Annotated in this window: 15 protein-coding genes; 1 reads left to right on the forward strand and 14 read right to left on the reverse strand. The window is 68.9% G+C overall.

The genetic code is table 11. The annotated features are described in order from the left end of the window. Positions 1-35: 35 nt before the first annotated feature. The 10 genes from PHN62_RS02305 to chvE all read right to left on the reverse strand — a co-directional run bounded on the left by PHN62_RS02305 (position 36) and on the right by chvE (position 11,190). Positions 36-1,061, reverse strand: coding sequence for an aldose epimerase family protein (locus PHN62_RS02305; RefSeq protein WP_300145721.1), 1,026 nt, complete (start codon positions 1,059-1,061; stop codon positions 36-38). Continuing rightward, on the reverse strand, positions 1,058-1,987 hold the full coding sequence (locus PHN62_RS02310; protein WP_300145724.1) for a Gfo/Idh/MocA family oxidoreductase: 930 nt from the start codon (positions 1,985-1,987) through the stop codon (positions 1,058-1,060). The genes PHN62_RS02305 and PHN62_RS02310 overlap by 4 nt, the downstream gene beginning before the upstream one ends. Beyond that, entirely contained in the window at positions 1,984-2,868 is an 885-nt protein-coding gene (locus PHN62_RS02315; protein ID WP_300145727.1) for an SMP-30/gluconolactonase/LRE family protein, read from the reverse strand. Before PHN62_RS02315 ends, PHN62_RS02310 begins: the two co-directional genes overlap by 4 nt. Beyond that, positions 2,865-3,485: a 2-dehydro-3-deoxy-6-phosphogalactonate aldolase gene (locus PHN62_RS02320; RefSeq protein ID WP_300145730.1), complete on the reverse strand. Its 621-nt coding sequence runs from the start codon at positions 3,483-3,485 to the stop codon at positions 2,865-2,867. Before PHN62_RS02320 ends, PHN62_RS02315 begins: the two co-directional genes overlap by 4 nt. Continuing rightward, complete coding sequence (locus PHN62_RS02325) at positions 3,482-4,372, reverse strand: 2-dehydro-3-deoxygalactonokinase (protein WP_300145733.1); 891 nt, start codon at positions 4,370-4,372, stop codon at positions 3,482-3,484. The genes PHN62_RS02320 and PHN62_RS02325 overlap by 4 nt, the downstream gene beginning before the upstream one ends. 73 nt (positions 4,373-4,445) lie before the next feature. Further along, complete coding sequence (gene araD, locus PHN62_RS02330) at positions 4,446-6,197, reverse strand: L-arabinonate dehydratase (protein WP_300145735.1); 1,752 nt, start codon at positions 6,195-6,197, stop codon at positions 4,446-4,448. A gap of 16 nt (positions 6,198-6,213) precedes the next feature. Then, complete coding sequence (gene araD1 / locus PHN62_RS02335) at positions 6,214-7,179, reverse strand: AraD1 family protein (RefSeq protein ID WP_300145738.1); 966 nt, start codon at positions 7,177-7,179, stop codon at positions 6,214-6,216. A 4-nt stretch (positions 7,180-7,183) separates the two neighbouring features. After that, on the reverse strand, positions 7,184-8,410 hold the full coding sequence (gene mmsB / locus PHN62_RS02340; RefSeq protein WP_300145740.1) for a multiple monosaccharide ABC transporter permease: 1,227 nt from the start codon (positions 8,408-8,410) through the stop codon (positions 7,184-7,186). Then, a complete protein-coding gene (gene mmsA / locus PHN62_RS02345) occupies positions 8,410-9,948 on the reverse strand; it encodes a multiple monosaccharide ABC transporter ATP-binding protein (protein WP_300145742.1) in 1,539 nt (512 codons plus the stop codon). Before mmsA ends, mmsB begins: the two co-directional genes overlap by 1 nt. A 177-nt stretch (positions 9,949-10,125) precedes the next feature. Continuing rightward, complete coding sequence (gene chvE / locus PHN62_RS02350; protein ID WP_300145745.1) at positions 10,126-11,190, reverse strand: multiple monosaccharide ABC transporter substrate-binding protein; 1,065 nt, start codon at positions 11,188-11,190, stop codon at positions 10,126-10,128. Between the two features lie 129 nt (positions 11,191-11,319). Between chvE and PHN62_RS02355 the strand changes: the two genes are divergently transcribed. Beyond that, a complete protein-coding gene (locus PHN62_RS02355; protein ID WP_300145748.1) occupies positions 11,320-12,324 on the forward strand; it encodes a LysR family transcriptional regulator in 1,005 nt (334 codons plus the stop codon). Here the strand turns inward: PHN62_RS02355 and PHN62_RS02360 are convergent. The 4 genes from PHN62_RS02360 to PHN62_RS02375 are packed head-to-tail and all read right to left on the reverse strand — an operon-like array spanning position 12,321 to position 16,607. Next, complete coding sequence (locus PHN62_RS02360; RefSeq protein ID WP_300145751.1) at positions 12,321-13,121, reverse strand: FadR/GntR family transcriptional regulator; 801 nt, start codon at positions 13,119-13,121, stop codon at positions 12,321-12,323. The two genes, PHN62_RS02355 and PHN62_RS02360, sit on opposite strands and share 4 nt — an antisense overlap. Continuing rightward, positions 13,067-14,059 carry a galactofuranose ABC transporter, permease protein YjfF gene (yjfF, locus tag PHN62_RS02365; protein ID WP_300145754.1) on the reverse strand — a complete coding sequence of 331 codons (993 nt, stop codon included), beginning with the start codon at positions 14,057-14,059 and terminating at the stop codon, positions 13,067-13,069. Before yjfF ends, PHN62_RS02360 begins: the two co-directional genes overlap by 55 nt. Beyond that, complete coding sequence (locus tag PHN62_RS02370) at positions 14,056-15,102, reverse strand: ABC transporter permease (RefSeq protein ID WP_300145757.1); 1,047 nt, start codon at positions 15,100-15,102, stop codon at positions 14,056-14,058. The genes yjfF and PHN62_RS02370 overlap by 4 nt, the downstream gene beginning before the upstream one ends. After that, the gene (locus tag PHN62_RS02375; protein WP_300145760.1) at positions 15,099-16,607 is read right to left on the reverse strand and encodes a sugar ABC transporter ATP-binding protein; all 1,509 of its coding nucleotides are present in this window, start codon (positions 16,605-16,607) and stop codon (positions 15,099-15,101) included. The genes PHN62_RS02370 and PHN62_RS02375 overlap by 4 nt, the downstream gene beginning before the upstream one ends. Between the last annotated feature and the right edge of the window lie 16 nt (positions 16,608-16,623).

Here is a 16,623-nt window from a genome sequence, read left to right on the forward strand (position 1 = left end):
GCCTGAGCCCGCCTGCGCCCTCCTGACGCGCGGCCTCAGCCCTCCGTGGAGAAGCGCAGCTCGATGCGGGCCGCGTAACGCTCGCCGGGGCGGAGGATCGCCGAGCCCGCCCCCCATTCCGGCGGCATGTTGACCGCATCGGGCCAGGCCTGAGGCTCCAGACAGAGGGCGTCATGCCGGGCGTAGGCCCGCCCGCCCTTCCCCCTCACCGAGCCGTCGAGGAAATTCCCGGTGTAGAGCTGGAGCCCCGGCTGATCGGTGAGCAGCTCCATGCGGCGGCCCGTGACCGGATCGACAAGCTCCGCCCGCCCCTGATCCAGACAGAGGCAATGATCATAGCCGCCCTCAAGGCCGGTCAGAGGTTGGGTCCCGTCGCGGAAATCGAAGGGGGTTCCCTCGACGAAGGCCGGAAAGGAGGGAATCCGCGCTGCGTCCACCGGCAGATAGCGCGAGGCCGCCGCCTTGAAGCGATAGGTCAGAGCCGATTGCGGACGGCTCTCCAGACCCCGCGCCCCCGCCAGAGCGAAGAAGCTGTGATTGGTCAGCGCGACCGGCGTCGGAGCCTCGGCCTCGGCTTCGTGCAGGATGGTCAGGACCGCAACCTCTCCCTCCTGCGCGAGGCTGCAGGTCACCCGGACGCGCAGCTCTCCCGGAAAGCCCTGATCCCCATCCGGAGAGGTCAGCGTCAGCCGGACGAAGCCTTCCTCCGCCGCCTCGATCCGCCAGAGCCTGCGGTCGAAACCTTCCGGGCCGCCGTGGAGCGTGGTCTCGCCCTCGTTCCGCGCGAGGCGGACTTCGCGCCCGTCGAGCGTGAAGCGGCCTCCGGCGATGCGGTTGGCCACCCGCCCGATGGTCGAGCCGAAGAAGCTCCGGTGGTTCAGATAGCCCGCAAGATCGTCATGGCCCAGCACCACGTCGTCGAGGTCGCCGCGAGCATCCGGAACCTCGAGGCTCTGGAGCGTCGCGCCCCAGGTGAGGACCCGCGCCCGCGCCGCCCCCGCCCGCAAGGTGATCCGCTCGACGGAGGCGCCTTCGGGCGTCCGGCCGAAAGCTTCGATCATGCCTGGAACTCCTCGACGAGGCGGCGCTCGCCCAGCAGGAAGGCGTCGGCGACAAGCTCCAGGGGCGTCAGATCCACATCCGACTCCCCCGCCGCGATCAGCTCGGCGAAACGGGCGTAAAGGCGGCGGTATTCCTCATCGGCGGCGGCGATCTTCTCGACGCCCCCCACGAAAAGACGGGCGCCGCCCTCACGGAGGAGAATCTCCGGGCCGTCGCGCTCGACGCGGATGTCCCAGGTCTGCGGCCCGGTCTGGCGCCAGTCGAACTCCGCCTCGACCGGCGCGCCGGAGGCCGTAGCCATAGAGACCCGCGCGGCGATGGGCGCCTGCTTGTTGGCGGGCACCTCCAGCAGCGCCGCCCGCATATGGACCGGCTGCGGCAGGATGCGGGTCAGCACCGAAAGCGCGTTGATCCCCGGATCAAAGACGCCGAGGCCGCCCGGACTCCAGATCCATTCCTGACCCGGATGCCAATGGCGCACATCCTCCTTCCAGGTGATCTCCACGCGCCGGATCTCGGCGCCGGAGAGCAGATCCCGCGCCGCCTCCACCGCCGCCGCCGCGCGGGAATGCCAGGAGGCGAAGAGCGTCAGGCCCTTCGCCGCCGCCAGAGCCGCCAGACTCCGCACTTCGCCGAGGCTGGCGCCGGGAGGCTTCTCCAGCATGACGTGGCGCCCGGCCTGAAGCGCCGTCCATGCCTGTTCGAAACGTCCCTGGGGCGGGGTGCAGAGCGAAACCGCCCGGATCTCGGGATGGGCCGCCAGCATGGCGTCGAGGTCGCGATGGCTCGGCGTCCCTTCGAGCGCGGCGTTGCGGCTGGCCACGGCGGCCAGCCTCAGGGAGGGCGTCGCGGCCAGAGAAGGGACATGCTGGTTGCGCGCGATCACGCCGAGGCCCACGAGCCCGAGCGCAAGAGGATCGGTCATCGGGGATCTCCGCAAAGGTCGAGGCGAAAGGCGGGCTCGGGCTTGCCGGGGGCGGAATCCTCCGCCGCGAAGAGCGCGCCCGACAAAGGCGCCTCCGCAAGCTGAGCGGGCGACAGCCCTTGCGTCGCCGAGGAGCAGAACAGCGTCCGATAATCCGGCCCGCCGGAGGCCGGACAGGTCGTGTGAAGCGCCGGGAAGCTCAGGCGCGCGCCGATCTCGCCTTGCGGCGAGACCGCGACCACCGCCCCAGCGCCCCAGAGCGCCACGCGCAGGGAGCCGTCGGCCATGGTCACGGCGCCGTCCGGCCAGAGGCCATGACGCGCGAAATCCACGAAGAGCTCCGGCTCCGCGGCGGGCCAGCCCTGGGCGTCCAGCGCCACGCGGAAGAGCAAACCTCGCTCCGTATCGGCGAAATAGCCCAGAAGCCGATCCGGCGCGAAACAGATCGCGTTCGGAATCGAGAGATTGGAGAAAAGCCGCCGCAATTCTCCCGCGAAATGGCGGTAGAGCGCGCCCTCGCCCGGCTCGGCGGATTTGCCCATGGTCCCGATCCAGAAGCCGCCCCAGGGGTCGGCCCGCCCGTCGTTGGAGCGGGTGGCGGGATTCTCCGCCTCCAGATCGGCCAGACGCCGGACGAAGCTTCCGGACTCCAGATCGAAGACCGAAAGCCCCGTCTCCGAAGCGATCAGCAGCCGCGCGCGGTCGATCCAGGCGGCGGCGGAGCACATCTCCGGCAAGGCGACCTCGCGGGTCGCGCCGCTCTCCGGCGACCGCGAGAGCAGACGCCGACCGGTCACGTCGAACCAGAAGAGCTCGCGCCGCTCGGGATGCCAGAGCGTCCCTTCGCCCAAGGCGCAGATACGGGAATCGAAGAGGGTCACGCCAGAGCCTCCTTCGCCGCGTCATGAGCCGCGACCAGACGCGCCGCCCGCTCCGCGACCTCGGCGACCGAAAAGCCCGGCTGATAAAGCGCCGTCCCGATGCCGAAGCCGTCCGCGCCCGCCCTGAGCCAGAGCCCGAAATTCTCCGGACCCGCCCCGCCCACCGCGTAGACCTGAGTCCCCGGCGGCAGGACCGCCCGCAGAGCCTTCAGACCCTCCGGCCCAGCCATGAAGCCGGGAAAGAGCTTCAGTCCCGTCGCGCCTGCCTTCAGCGCGGCGAAGGCCTCGGTGGGGGTGAAGACTCCCGGCCATGAGGCCAGCCCCAGAGCCCGCGTCGCGGCGATCACCTCCGGGTCGCAATTGGGCGAGACGACCAGACGTCCGCCCGCCGCCGCGACCCGCCCGACCTCGTCGGTCGTCAGGACCGTGCCCGCGCCCACCACGATCTCCGGATCTCCCGCGAAGGCCTGCGCCATGCGCGCGATGGAGTCGAAAGGCTGCGGAGAATTCAGCGGAACCTCCATCACGGAGATCCCCGCCCGCACCAGAGCCTCCGCGCAGGGGACGGCCTCCTCGGGGCGCAGACCGCGCAGAATGGCGATGATCTTCCGGCTCACAGGCCTCTCCCTTCATGGATCAGGGCGAGGCCGCGCCGCGCCAGTTCCGCGCCGTCGCAGGCGCGCGCCGGAATCCCGAGCAGATCCAGCGCCGCCAGATAGGCCCGCGCCAGGCCTCCCGCGCCGATCACCACGCAATCTCCGCCCGGATCGAACCCGGTCAGCTCCGCGCCGATCAGCATCCCCGACAATCTCGACCGAGCCGCCTGCGCAGGCAAGCCCTCCAGCAGGCCCTCGGCCCGCAAGGCGAAGAGGCCGCGCAGCGCGCCTCCTCCGGCGCCGATCCTCACGCCTGCGGCGAAGGCGGCGGGATCCTCGCCCCCGACCCCCTGGAGCGAATGGCGCAGGACCGAGCTTTGCGACAGCAAGGCGAAAAGCTCGCCCGTCATCCAGGTGGAGAAGCTCAGGACCCGCCCCCCCGCGATCCGCGCCTGTTTGGAATGAGTGCCGGGGAGGATCAGGGCGCCCGCGAATCCGGGATCTCCCGCGAGGAAGCCTGCGATCTGGGTTTCCTCGCCGCGCATGACGTCGGCGGGAGAAGCCTGGCTGAGCCCCGGCAGAATCCGCAGCGAAAGGCGGGGGTCTTGCGTCGGCGCGAGGATGGTCTCGCCCGGCGCGGCGGGCGCGCAGGGAACGACGCGGTAAGGCGCCTCGATCCAGCCGTGGCGCGCCCCGACCATCCCGCAGGCCAGCACGGGCGTGACGCGCCCTTCGCTCAGCCATGGTCCGATGGCCCGCAGGAGCGCCGGTTCGAAATCCTCGCGCGCCAGACCGGAGGCGCCTTCGCCCGAAGCGGCCTCCGCGACAGGCTCTCCGCCGCGCATCGCGAAGGCGCGCAGATTCGAGGAGCCCCAGTCCACCGCGATCCAGTCTGGCGAAACGTTCATGACGACCTCCCGGCTCCTTCTGCTTTCGGCGCGCCCCGCCTGAGGGGGAGGATGCGGGGCGCGCCGAAGCTCCTCAATGGCTGTCCTTGCCCACGGCGTTTCCGCGGCGGCCCTTGAGGAAATCGAGGTCGGCGCCGGTGTCGGCGCCCTGGACATGGGTCTGATGCAGCCAGGCGTAGCCGCTTTCGGCCTGATCGTGATGCGGAAGCCAGGCCTCCAGCCGCGCGGCCAGCTCCGCTTCGGAGACGTCCAGATGCAGGCGACGGTTCGGCACGTCGAGTTCGATCATGTCGCCGTTCCTCACCACCGCCAGAGGTCCGCCCGCCGCCGCCTCCGGCGAGACATGCAGCACGACTGTTCCGTAGGCCGTGCCGGACATGCGGGCGTCGGAGATGCGCACCATGTCGGTGATTCCCCTCTTCAGCAGTTTGGGCGGCAGGCCCATGTTGCCGACCTCGGCCATGCCCGGATAGCCCTTCGGCCCGCAATTCTTCATGACCATCACGCAGGTCTCGTCGATGTCGAGATCCGGATCCTCGATCTTCGCCTTGTAGTCGTCGATGTCCTCGAAGACCACGGCGCGCCCGCGATGGACCATCAGATGCGGCGAGGCCGCCGAAGGCTTCAGCACCGCCCCATTGGGCGCGAGATTGCCCTTCAGCACCGCGATGCCGCCCTGAGCGGTCAGGGGCTTGTCGGCGGGGAGGATCACCTCCTCGTTCCAGTTGCGGACGTCCCTGACCTCCTCCCAGATGGACTTCCCGGAGACGGTCAGGGCGTCCTTGTGCAGGAGCCCCGCCTCGCCGAGGCGCTTCAGCACCACCGGCAGGCCGCCCGCATAAAAGAACTCCTCCATCAGGTATTTGCCGGAGGGCATCAGGTTCACGATGGTGGAGACGCCGCGTCCGCAGCGGTCCCAGTCGTCCAGAGTCAGGTCGACCCCCACCCGCCCCGCCATGGCCAGAAGATGGATCACAGCATTGGTCGAGCCGCCGATGGCGCCGTTGGTCCGGATGGCGTTTTCGAAAGCCTCCTTCGTCATGACGTCGGAGGGCTTGAGGTCGTCCTTGACCATCTGCACGATCCGCCGCCCCGTCAGCTGCGCCATGACCCGGCGGCGGCTGTCGACGGCGGGAATGGCGGCGTTGCCCGACAAGGCCATGCCGAGCGACTCGGCCATGCTGGCCATGGTGCTGGCCGTGCCCATGGTGTTGCAGCTGCCCGTCGAGCGCGACATGGAGGCCTCGGCTTCGAGGAACTCCTCCTGGGTCATCTCTCCGGCCTTCACCGCCTCGGAGAACTTCCAGAGATGCGTCCCCGAGCCCACCCGCTCGCCGCGGAAATAGCCGTTGAGCATCGGCCCGCCGGTCACCACGATGGAGGGCACGTCGCAGCTCGCCGCCGCCATGAGCAGGCTCGGCGTGGTCTTGTCGCAACCGACCATCAGCACGCATCCGTCGATGGGCTGGGCGCGGATCGTCTCCTCGACCGCCAGAGCCGCCAGATTGCGATACATCATCGCCGTGGGCCGGAAGGTGTTCTCGGAGGCCGAGAAGACCGGAACCTCGACCGGGAAGCCGCCCGCCTCCCAGACGCCCGCCTTCACCTTCTCGGCGAGCTCGCGCAGATGGCCGTTGCAGGGCGCCAGATCCGACCAGGTGTTGAGGATCCCGACGACCGGGCGTCCGTCGAAGAGGTCATGAGGCCAGCCCTGGTTCTTCAGCCAGCCGCGATGATAGATCGTGTCGCGGGAGTTCCCGCCATACCAGTGCTGAGACCTGAGCTTGCGCGGCCATGGGGCCGGAACGAACGGGCTGGCGGACATGGGTCGTCTCCTGGGATCACAAGACGCGCGCGGCGACGAAGCCCGCCTCGGGCGCCGTCCGCAGAGGATTGCGCAGAGGCAGGCCGAAAGCCGGAGAAGAGATCTCGAAGACGTCGCCCGCCCGCGGCGCGATCCCGGCGGCGAAGCTCAGCGTGGCCGTGCCGAACATGTGCACGTGCAGATCTCCCGGACGCCGGAAGGGCGCATACTTGAAATGGTGATGTTCGAGATTGGCGATGCTGTGGGACATGTTGTCCTCGCCCGAAAGGAAAGGCTGATCGAAGACGACCGCGCCGTCGCGCAGGATGCGCGAACGCCCCTCGATGTGGCGCGGCAGATCCCCCACCAGCAGCTCAGGCCCGAAGGAGGCCGGACGCAGCTTCGAATGCGCGAGATAGAGGTAGTTGATCTTCTCGGTGACGTGGTCCGAGAATTCGTTCGCCAGAGAAAAGCCGATGCGATTGGGCGTCCCGTCGGGACCGATGAGGTAGAAGCCCGCGATCTCCGGCTCTTCGCCGCCGTCCAGGGCGAAGCCCGGCGAGGTCAGCGGATCTCCCGAGGCCACGGCCTCCGAGCCCGGACCCTTGTAGAACCATTCCGGCTGGACGCCGACGCCGCCCGCTCCCGGCTTGCCGCCCTCGACGCCCATGCGGAACATCTTCATCGAATCGGTGAGCTGGGCCTCCGGCCTGGCGTGCATGGAGTCCCGCGTCGCGGCGGAGCCCAGATGCGTCAGGCCCGTGCCGCAGAGATGCATGCGCGCAGGCTCGGGATGACGCGCCGGAACGTCGAGCTTGTTCTCCGCCGCCAGAGCCGCGAGGTCCACCCGCTCGCCGCCCTCGGGCAGCAGATCCGCGAGCCGCGCCCCCGCCGCCACGGCGAGTCCGGCGAGTTCGTAGACGCTCTTCAGACCGGGCAGAAGCCGCGCCTCCTCGCCGAGGCGACAGATCACGCCTCCGGATTTCAACTGGCTCAGATGCATGTCTTCAGCCCTGCCTGCGCTTGTTGTAGACGTCGAAGATCACGGCGGCGAGCAGCACCAGCCCCTTGATCACCTGCTGATAGTCGATGCCGATGCCCATGATCGACATGCCGTTGTTCATCACGCCCATGATGAAGGCGCCGATCACCGCCCCGACCACCTTGCCCGCGCCGCCCGCCATGGCGGCGCCGCCGATGAACACCGCCGCGATCACGTCCAGCTCGATGCCGAAGCCCGCCTTGGGCGTGGCGGTGTTGAGCCGCGCCGCGAAGATCAGACCCGCCAGAGCCGCCAGAACCCCCATGTTGACGAAGGCCAGGAAGGTCAGGCGCTCGGTCCGGACGCCGGAGAGCTTCGCCGCCTTCTCGTTGCCGCCGAGCGCGTAGATCCGGCGTCCGATCACCGTGTTCTGGGTGACGAAGGCGTAGAGCAGCGTCAGCAGGGCCATGCTCACCAGCACGTTGGGAAAGCCCCGGAAGGTCGCCAGCTTGAAGGTCAGGAAGAGCAGCGCTCCAATCGCCACGACGTTGCGCAGCCAGAAGAAGCGCGCAGGCTCGCCCGCCACGCCATAGGCGGCGTCGCGCGCGCGGCGCCTCAGCCCGCTCCAGAGGATCGCCGCCGAGGCGAGGACTCCGACGCCCATGCAGAGCAGATTCAGATTGCGCTGCCCGAACAGGGCGCCGATGGGCTCGGTGACGCTCCGGGGAAAGAGATCCGGCACGAAGCCCGTCGAAAGCCGCTGGAACTCCGGCGGGAAGGGCCCCACTGACTGCCCCTCCAGCAGCCAGAGCGAGGCGCCGCGAAAGACCAGCATCCCCGCCAGGGTCACGATGAAGGACGGGATCTTCCAGTAGGCCACCCAGTAGCCCTGAGCCGCTCCGATGGCCGCCCCCATCAGCAGCGAGGCGAGGATGGTCAGCCAGATCGGCGCGCCCATCTTCACGATCATCACCGCCGCGAAGGCGCCCACGAAGCCCATCACCGAGCCCACCGACAGGTCGATGTTGCCGGAGACGATGACGATCAGCATCCCGAGCGCCATGATGATGATGTAGCTGTTCTGCAGGAACAGGTTCGTGATGTTCACCGGACGCATCAGCGTGCCGGAGGTGACGATCTGGAAGAACGCCATGATCGCGATCAGGGCGAACAGCAGCCCGTATTCGCGCATGTGGGTCTTCAGATAGGCCCTGAGTTCGCCAGCTTTGGGCGCGGTCTCCGCGACGGCCATCAGGCGGCTCCCTGCTCTCGAGGTTGCGCGACGATGAGCGACATGATGCGCTCCTGACTGGCCTCGGCGGCGGTCAGCTCGCCCACGAAGGCCCCTTCGTTCATGACGTGGATGCGGTCGCACATGCCCAGAAGCTCGGGCATCTCCGAGGAGATCATCACCACCGCCCGGCCCTGGGCCGCGAGCTGGTTGATGATCGTGTAGATCTCGTATTTCGCCCCAACGTCCACGCCCCGCGTCGGCTCGTCGAGGATCAGCACCTCGGGATCGGTGAAGAGCCACCTGGCCAGCACCACCTTCTGCTGATTCCCGCCGGAGAGGTTCCCCACCTTCTGCAGGACGCTCGGGGTGCGGGTGGCCATGGCCTTGCGATAGCCTTCCGACACGCGGGTCTCCTCGGCCTCGTTCAGCACGCCGCCCCTGGAGACGCCCGGAAGATTGGCGAGGGTGGTGTTGAAGCGCAGGCTCTCGTCGAGGATCAGGCCCAGATGCTTGCGGTCCTCGGTGACGTAGGCCAGGCCCGCCGCGATGGCCTTCGGCGCGCTGGAGAGATCCACGGGGCGTCCGCGCATCCGCGCCTCGCCCGAGACGTTCCGCCCCCAGCTGCGTCCGAAGAGCGACATGGCCAGCTCCGTCCGGCCCGAGCCCATCAGCCCCGCGATCCCCAGCACCTCGCCTGCCCGGACATGGAAGGAGACGTCGCGGATGACCCGGCGCTCGGCCTGCTCCGGATGCCAGACGCTCCAGCCCTCCACCTCGAAGATCTTCTCGCCGGGATCGGAGACGCGCGCCGGATAGCGGTGCGACATGTCGCGGCCCACCATGTCGCGCACGATGCGGTCCTCGCTCAGGCCCTCGCGGGCGTCGATGCGCGAGACGGTCGCGCCGTCGCGGATGACGGTCACCGTGTCGGCGATCTGGCGCACCTCGTTGAGCTTGTGGCTGATGATGATGCAGGTGACGCCCTGAGCCTTCAGCTCCAGCATCAGGTCGAGCAGCTTGCGCGAGTCGGTCTCCTGAAGGGCGGCGGTCGGCTCGTCGAGGATCAGCAGGCGCACGTCCTTGGACAGCGCCTTGGCGATCTCGACCAGCTGCTGCTTGCCCACCCCCAGAGTCCCGACCAGAACCCCCGGCGCGTCGCGGAGCCCGACCTTGGCCAGAAGCTCTTCGGTGCGCCGCCAGGTCTCGTTCCAGTCGATCACGCCGCGCGCGGCCCGCTCGTTGCCGAGGAAGATGTTCTCGGCGATGGAGAGCTGCGGAATCAGCGCGAGCTCCTGGTGGATGATCACCACCCCGCGCGCCTCGCTCTCGGAGAGGTTCCGGAATTCGGCCAGAGCGCCGTCGTAATGGATCTCGCCCTTGTAGCTCCCCGCCGGATAGACGCCCGAAAGCACCTTCATCAGCGTGGATTTCCCGGCGCCGTTCTCGCCGCAGATGGCGTGGATCTCGCCTCTTTCAACGACCAGATTCACCCGGTCCAGAGCCTTGACGCCCGGAAACTCCTTGGTGATGTCGCGCATTTCGAGCAAAGCGGTCATGGTCTCATCCTGCCGGAGGCTCCGGCGCGCTGGCGGCCCCGCCCGGAGGCGTGCGGCCCCGCTCCCCTCTCTGCGGAGAGGTCGAGGGCGCGCTTGCGCGGCTCGGCGCGGGAGGGCTGGCTCCGGACCCGCCGTCCGGAGGAGGAGGGCCGCCCGAAGGCCGGGCGGCCGGGCCGATCACTTCAGCTGGTCGGGGGTGTAGTAGCCGCCCTCGACGAGGATCTTCTCGTAATTGGAGGCGTCCACCTCGACCGGCTCCAGCAGGTAGGAGGGGATCGTCTTGACGCCGTTGTCATAGGTTTCGGTGTCGTTGATCTCGGGCTCGGAGCCCTGGAGCACGGCGTCCACCATCTTGACGGCGACTCCGGCCAGCTCGCGGGTGTCCTTGAAGACGGTGGAATACTGCTCGCCCGCGAGGATCGACTTCACCGAGGGGACTTCGGCGTCCTGACCCGTGACGATGGGCATCTTGAGGTCGCCCGAGCCGTAGCCCACGCCCTTCAGCGAGGAGAGCACGCCGATGGAGAGCCCGTCATAGGGCGAGAGCACGCCATGGACCTGGCGCTCGGTGTAGTTGGCCGAGAGCAGGTTGTCCATGCGGGCCTGAGCCACCGCGCCGTCCCAGCGCAGGGTGCCGACCTTGTCCATGCCGGTCTGTCCCGAGGGGACGGCCACATCGCCGGAGTCGATCAGCGGCTGAAGCACCGACATGGCGCCGTTGTAGAAGAAATAGGCGTTGTTGTCGTCGGGCGAGCCGCCGAACAGCTCGACGTTCCAGGGCTTCGCGTCGGGGAAGCGGGCCTTCAGCCCCTCCACGAGGGATTCGGCCTGGATCACGCCCACCTTGAAATTGTCGAAGGTGGCGTAATAATCGACGTTTCCGCTGTCGCGGATGAGGCGGTCGTAGGCGATGACGCGGATGTCGGCGGCGGCGGCGTTCTCCAGGGCGTTGGAGAGCGTGGTCCCGTCGATGGCGGCGACGACCAGAGCGTTCACGCCCTTGGTCACCATGTTCTCGATCTGGGCGAGCTGGTTGGGGATGTCGTCCTCGGCGTATTGCAGATCGGTGCGATAGCCCGCGGCCTGGAACTGACGCACCATGTTCTCGCCGTCGGCGATCCAGCGCGCGGAGGATTTCGTGGGCATCGAGATGCCGACGAGACCCTTGTCCTGCGCCCAGGCCTGCGGCGCGAAGACGGCGAGGCCCATGGCGAGCGCGCCCGCCAGTTTCAGAAATTTCATGTCGTCCTCCCTGAGCGGAGCTTGACCGCTCCTGTCCCCTCTCCGGACGCCCGCCGGATCTTCACGGGCGGGGCGACGGGAGGGCTTCCCTTTTTCTAACCGGATGGGACATATCGTTCAAATATCAAGATGAGGAACCCACATGGCGGAATCGACATGAAGGCGCTCGAATTCCTGCGCGAGATGCGTCCTGCGCAAACCCGGCTCGTGGCGGAGATCGCGGCGCATGGCCAGCTCCAGCGCGCCGCCGCCGCCTGCGGCCTGACCCAGCCTGCGGCCTCGCGGGCGCTGGCCGAGATCGAGACGCGGCTCGGACAGAGGCTCTTCCTGCGCAGGCCCAAGGGCATGGAGCCCACGCCCGTCGGCGCCCTGGTCGCCAGACGCGCCCGGAGCCTCCTTCAGGAACAGGCCCTGCTCGCGGGGGAGTTCGCCGATCTGACCTCGGGACGCGGCGGTCTGGCGCGGGTGGGCGCCGTGACGGGTCCGGCCCTGCGGCATCTGGCGCCGGCCATCCAGGGGCTGAAGGGCGAGGCGCCGGGCGTGGACGTCTCGGTGGAGGTGGCGCCCTCGGCGACCCTCGTCGGGATGCTCGAGCGCGGCGAACTCGACTTCGCCCTGGCGCGCCTGCCGCCCGGATTCGACGACCGGGGATTCCTGATCGAATCCGCCCGCGAGGAGGTGGTGCGGCTCATGGTGCGCGACGGCCATCCGCTGCTCGGACGGGGGCCGGTCTCGATGCGCGACCTGCACGGGCTGCCCTGGGTTCTTCAGGATCACGGCGCCCCGATCCGCCGCGTGATCGAGGCCGCCTTTCATGACGAAGCCCTCTCCTCGCCCGCCGACGTGGCCACGACCTCCTCGCTGCTGATGATCGTGGCGCTGCTGCGCGATTCCGACGCCGTCGCGCCCATGTCCCAGGAGGTGACCGACCTGATGCTCGAGCCGCCGGTCTCGGCGGGCTTCCGGCGTCTGCCGCTGGACCGCTCCCTGATCGTGGAGCCCTATCTGATCCTCCGCGCCAGGGGCCGGGAGATCTCGCGCGCCGCCGAAGCCCTGTTCGCAAGGGTGCGCGACTCCATCCGGCAGGCGGCCCGGGAGGCGGCCCGGCAGGCGGCGGAGGACCCAGGGCCCTAGACCCCGCGGATGGCCTTTTCGCGGGCGCGGAAGAGCTCGTGATGGGCGTCGGCGATCACCGCCGCCATGGCCTGACGCGCCCGCTCCGGCGAGCCCTCCGTCACGGCCGCGACGATGGCCCGATGCTTCTGCGCCACTTCGCGCATCTCCTCGGGGCTGCGGGCCTCTCCGGAGCCCTCGGCGGCCAGCAGCGAATAGAGCGCCGCCTGCACCAGATCGCCCAGGGAGGCCAGAAAGCGGTTTCCCGACAGACGCAGCATCAGCTTGTGGAATTCGAGATCCGCCGCCGCGAAGGCCGCCCGACTGCGCGCCGCCTCCAGGCTGGCGCATTGGCGGGCCAGAGCCGCATGATCCTCCGGCCGGGCGATCTCGGCCAGACGGGCGGCGGCGGCGGGCTCGAAGATCAGCCGGATCTCGAAGAGCTCCTCGAGGAACTTCCCCGGCGCCCGCTGCATGCTGTGCCAGCGCAGCAGGTCGGGGTCGAACATGTTCCAGTCGGAGGAGGGCTGGACGCGCGTCCCCACCTTGGCCTTGGAGGTCAGCATCCCCTTGGCGATGAGCGTCTTCTTCGCCTCGCGGATCACGGTGCGCGAGACGCCGAACATCTCCTCGAGATCGGGGTCCAGGGGAATCATCGTCCTTTCGGGATATTCCCCCGCGACGATGGCCTGTCCGATCTGGTCGACCACATGGGCGGTGTGGTTGAAGGCGCGGTCCGCGAAGCCGCCCGCCCCCGAGAGATTCATGATCGCGCGGCGGATGCGGTCGCCGGTCGAATGCGCGCCGTGGTCGCCCAACCCAACACCTTCTGCAACAGGATGAAGGCGAACAGCAGCCCGCCGATCACGATCTTGGTCCACCAGCTCGACAACTGCCCGTCGAACACGATGTAGGTCTGTATCAGGCCCATGATCAGAACGCCAAAGAAAGTCCCCAGCACGAAGCCCGCTCCGCCCGAGAGCAGCGTCCCGCCGATCACCACCGCCGCGATGGCGTCCAGCTCGACCCCCACCGTCGCCAGCGAGTAGCCCGCCGAGGTGTAGAGCGAATAGACGATCCCCGCGAACCCCGCCAGACCGCCCGAAACCGCATAGATTCCAATGGTCGTCCGGGCCAGGGGGACGCCCATCAGCTGCGCCGTCTGGGCCGAGCCGCCCAGGGCGTAGACGTTCTGGCCGAAGCGCGTCCGGTGCAGCGCCAGCATCGCCAGAAGGAAGGTCAGGATCATCAGGAAGCCGATCAGCCGGAAGCGGCCGCCATCCGGAGCGCGCCAGTAGAGCGACTGGAGCCAGCCGTAGAACTCGTGCGTGACCGGCACGGAATCCGTCGAGAGCACATAGGCCATCCCGCGCATCAGGAACATCCCCGCCAGAGTCACGATGAAGGGCGGCATCTCCAGATGATGGATGATCGCCCCCATCGCCGCCCCGAAGAGCGTCGAGACCCCCAGAGCCAGCGCGAAGGCCGCCAGAGGATGAATCCCGGCGTCGCGGATGAGCACCGCCAGAAAGACGCTCGTGAAGGCGATCACCGAGCCCACCGAAAGGTCGATGCCCCCCGACAGGATCACGAAGGTCATCCCCACCGCCACGATCCCCAGAAAGGCGTTGTCGGTGAGCAGATTGGCCGCCACCCGCCACGACAGCATCGCGGGAAACTGCGCCACGCAGGCGATCAGCGCCAGAAGGAAGGTCGCCAGAGTGACGTAAAGCGGCAGACGGGGGGAATGTCTCATGTCCTGCCCTCCTCGGCGGGTCGGCGCGGAGCCGGAGGGCGCGTCTCGCGGGCGGGCTGCCCGGTCGAGGCCCGCAGCAGATAGACGGCGCGCTTCACCTTCGGCGACTGGATCACCAGAATGGCGATGATCAGCAGGGCCTTGATCACCAGATTGAACTCGACCGGCATCCCCGACAGCAGGATCGCCGAATTCACGGACTGGATGATCAGCGCCCCCAGCAGAGAGGCCGCGATGGAGAAGCGTCCGCCGAGCAGCGAATTCCCGCCGATCACCACCGCCAGGATGGCGTCCAGCTCCATCCAGAGTCCGGCGTTGTTGGCGTCGGCGCCCTTGATGTCTCCGGCGACGATCACCCCCGCCAGAGCCGCGCAGAGCCCCGCCACCAGATAGACCGCGATCAGCAGCGCCCGCGAGTCCACCCCCGCCAGACGCGCCGAACGCTCGTTGACCCCCACCGCCTCGATCAGCATGCCGAGCGCCGTCCGGCGGACCAGAAGCCCCGCCGCCAGCGCCACCCCCACCCAGATCCAGACCGGAGTCGGCAGGGCGAGGATCGCGCCCGAGCCAAGCCCGCTCAGTCCCGGATCGTTGAAGGTGAGGATCGCGCCCTCGGTCAGAAGCTGCGCGACTCCGCGCCCGGCGACCATCAGCACCAGCGTGGCGACGATGGGCTGGATCCCGAGGACCGCCACCAGAAAGCCGTTCCAGAGCCCGCAGACCGCGCCCGCCAGAAGCCCCGCCCCGAGCGCCGCCGTCCAGTGATGGCCGCTCGTCACCGCGAGGGCCGCCACCGCGCCCGCGATGGCCATGACCGCCCCCACCGACAGATCTATGCCCCGCGTGGCGATCACCAGAGTCATCCCGATGGCCAGAAGCGCCGTCGGGGCGCCGCGGTTCAGCACGTCGACCAGATTGCCGTAGAGACGGCCGTTCTGCATCCGGATCGAGAAGAAATCCGGAAAGACGATGAAGTTCAGCGCCAGAGCCAGCGCCAGAATCGCCAGTTGCGGCGCGATGCGCCGGAGAGTCGCCTTGATCACGCCGCCTCCTCCTCGCCTGCGATGGCCCGCACGATGGCGTCGGGCGAAATGTCGGCGCCGGTCAGCTCCTCCACCTGGCGACGGTCGCGCAGCACGATCACCCGGCCGGCGCAGGCCACCAGCTCCTCCATCTCCGAGGAGGCCACCAGAAGCGCCATGCCCCGCGCCCTCAGCCGCTCGATCAGATTGAGGATCTCGGCGTGCGCCCCGACGTCGATGCCCCGCGTCGGCTCGTCGAGGATCAGGAGCGCGGGCTCGGTGGCCAGCCAGCGCGCCAGAAGCGCCTTCTGCTGGTTGCCGCCCGACAGGAGCCGGATCGGCATGTCGAGATGCGCCAGACGGATGTCCAGCGCCTTGACGTAGCCCTCCGCGATCTCCTGGGCCCGCGCCCGCGAGATGGGCTTCGCCCAGCCCTGACGCGCCTGAAGCGCAAGGACGATGTTCTCGCGCACCGAAAGATCGCCCACGATCCCGTCGATCTTGCGGTCCTCGGGGCAGAAGGCGAGCCCGTGCCCGACGGCCTCGCGCGGATCGCCCAGCCGGACCGGAAGGCCCCTCAGCCGGGCCTCGCCCCGGTCGGCGGGGGCGGCGCCGAAGATCGCGGCGCAGGTCTCGCTGCGGCCCGAGCCCAGAAGACCCGCCAGCCCCACCACCTCGCCCGAGCGGATCGTCATGTCGAAGGGCTCGATGGCCCCGCGACGCCCGAACCCCGCGAAGGAGAGCAGGACTTCGCCCGGCTCCGCCTCATGGGGCGTCCGGGTCGCGGCCTCCAGCTGACGCCCGAGCATCAGGGTGACGATCTCGGTCTGGCCGGCCTCGCGCAGAAGGCGGCTGCCGACCACCCGCCCGTTGCGCAGGATGGTCGCCCGGTCGCAGAGCGCGAAGACCTGATCCAGGAAATGCGTGATGAAGACCACCGCCAGACCCCGGGCCGTCAGGCGGCGCACCACGGAGAACATCAGCTCGACCTCCTCGCGGTCGAGGCTGGCGGTGGGCTCGTCGAGGATCAGCACCTTGCCCGACATCTCCACCGCCCGCGCGATGGCGACGATCTGCTGCACCGCGATGGAGAAGCTCGACAGGAGCCGCCCCGGATCGATCTCCAGGCCGTATTCCGCGAGGATGCGCGCCGAATCCCGCTTCATGCGGCGATGGTCCACGAAGCCGAAGCGCGTCGGCTGGCGCCCGAGGAAGAGATTCTCCGCCACGGTCAGATTGGGCAGGAGGTTCACCTCCTGATAGACCGTGCCGATCCCGAGCCGCTGGCTGTCGAGGGGATCGCGCGGATCGATCTCGACGCCCTCCAGCAGGATCGCGCCGCCGTCGCGGGCGTAGGCGCCGGTCAGGCATTTGATCAGCGTGGATTTCCCCGCGCCGTTCTCGCCGAGCAGCGCATGGACCTCGCCCGGATAGAGCCGCAGGTCCACTTCGTCGAGCGCGATGGCGCCCGGAAAATACTTCGATACGCCCGTCGCCTGAAGGACGGGCTCCGCCATCTGCTCCATGGGACGCCCCAGCCTG

This window comes from Neomegalonema sp., assembly GCF_028688855.1.
Classification (GTDB): Bacteria; Pseudomonadota; Alphaproteobacteria; order Rhodobacterales; family Rhodobacteraceae; genus Neomegalonema.

Coding starts and splice junctions, on each gene's coding strand:
- araD1 (WP_300145738.1), bottom strand. CDS start 7,179: ATGCATCTGAGCCAGTTGAAATCCGGAGGCGTGATCTGTCGCCTCGGC.
- PHN62_RS02305 (WP_300145721.1), bottom strand. CDS start 1,061: ATGATCGAAGCTTTCGGCCGGACGCCCGAAGGCGCCTCCGTCGAGCGG.
- yjfF (WP_300145754.1), bottom strand. CDS start 14,059: ATGAGACATTCCCCCCGTCTGCCGCTTTACGTCACTCTGGCGACCTTC.
- PHN62_RS02355 (WP_300145748.1), top strand. CDS start 11,320: ATGAGGAACCCACATGGCGGAATCGACATGAAGGCGCTCGAATTCCTG.
- PHN62_RS02375 (WP_300145760.1), bottom strand. CDS start 16,607: ATGGAGCAGATGGCGGAGCCCGTCCTTCAGGCGACGGGCGTATCGAAG.
- mmsA (WP_300145742.1), bottom strand. CDS start 9,948: ATGACCGCTTTGCTCGAAATGCGCGACATCACCAAGGAGTTTCCGGGC.
- araD (WP_300145735.1), bottom strand. CDS start 6,197: ATGTCCGCCAGCCCGTTCGTTCCGGCCCCATGGCCGCGCAAGCTCAGG.
- mmsB (WP_300145740.1), bottom strand. CDS start 8,410: ATGGCCGTCGCGGAGACCGCGCCCAAAGCTGGCGAACTCAGGGCCTAT.
- chvE (WP_300145745.1), bottom strand. CDS start 11,190: ATGAAATTTCTGAAACTGGCGGGCGCGCTCGCCATGGGCCTCGCCGTC.
- PHN62_RS02310 (WP_300145724.1), bottom strand. CDS start 1,987: ATGACCGATCCTCTTGCGCTCGGGCTCGTGGGCCTCGGCGTGATCGCG.
- PHN62_RS02325 (WP_300145733.1), bottom strand. CDS start 4,372: ATGAACGTTTCGCCAGACTGGATCGCGGTGGACTGGGGCTCCTCGAAT.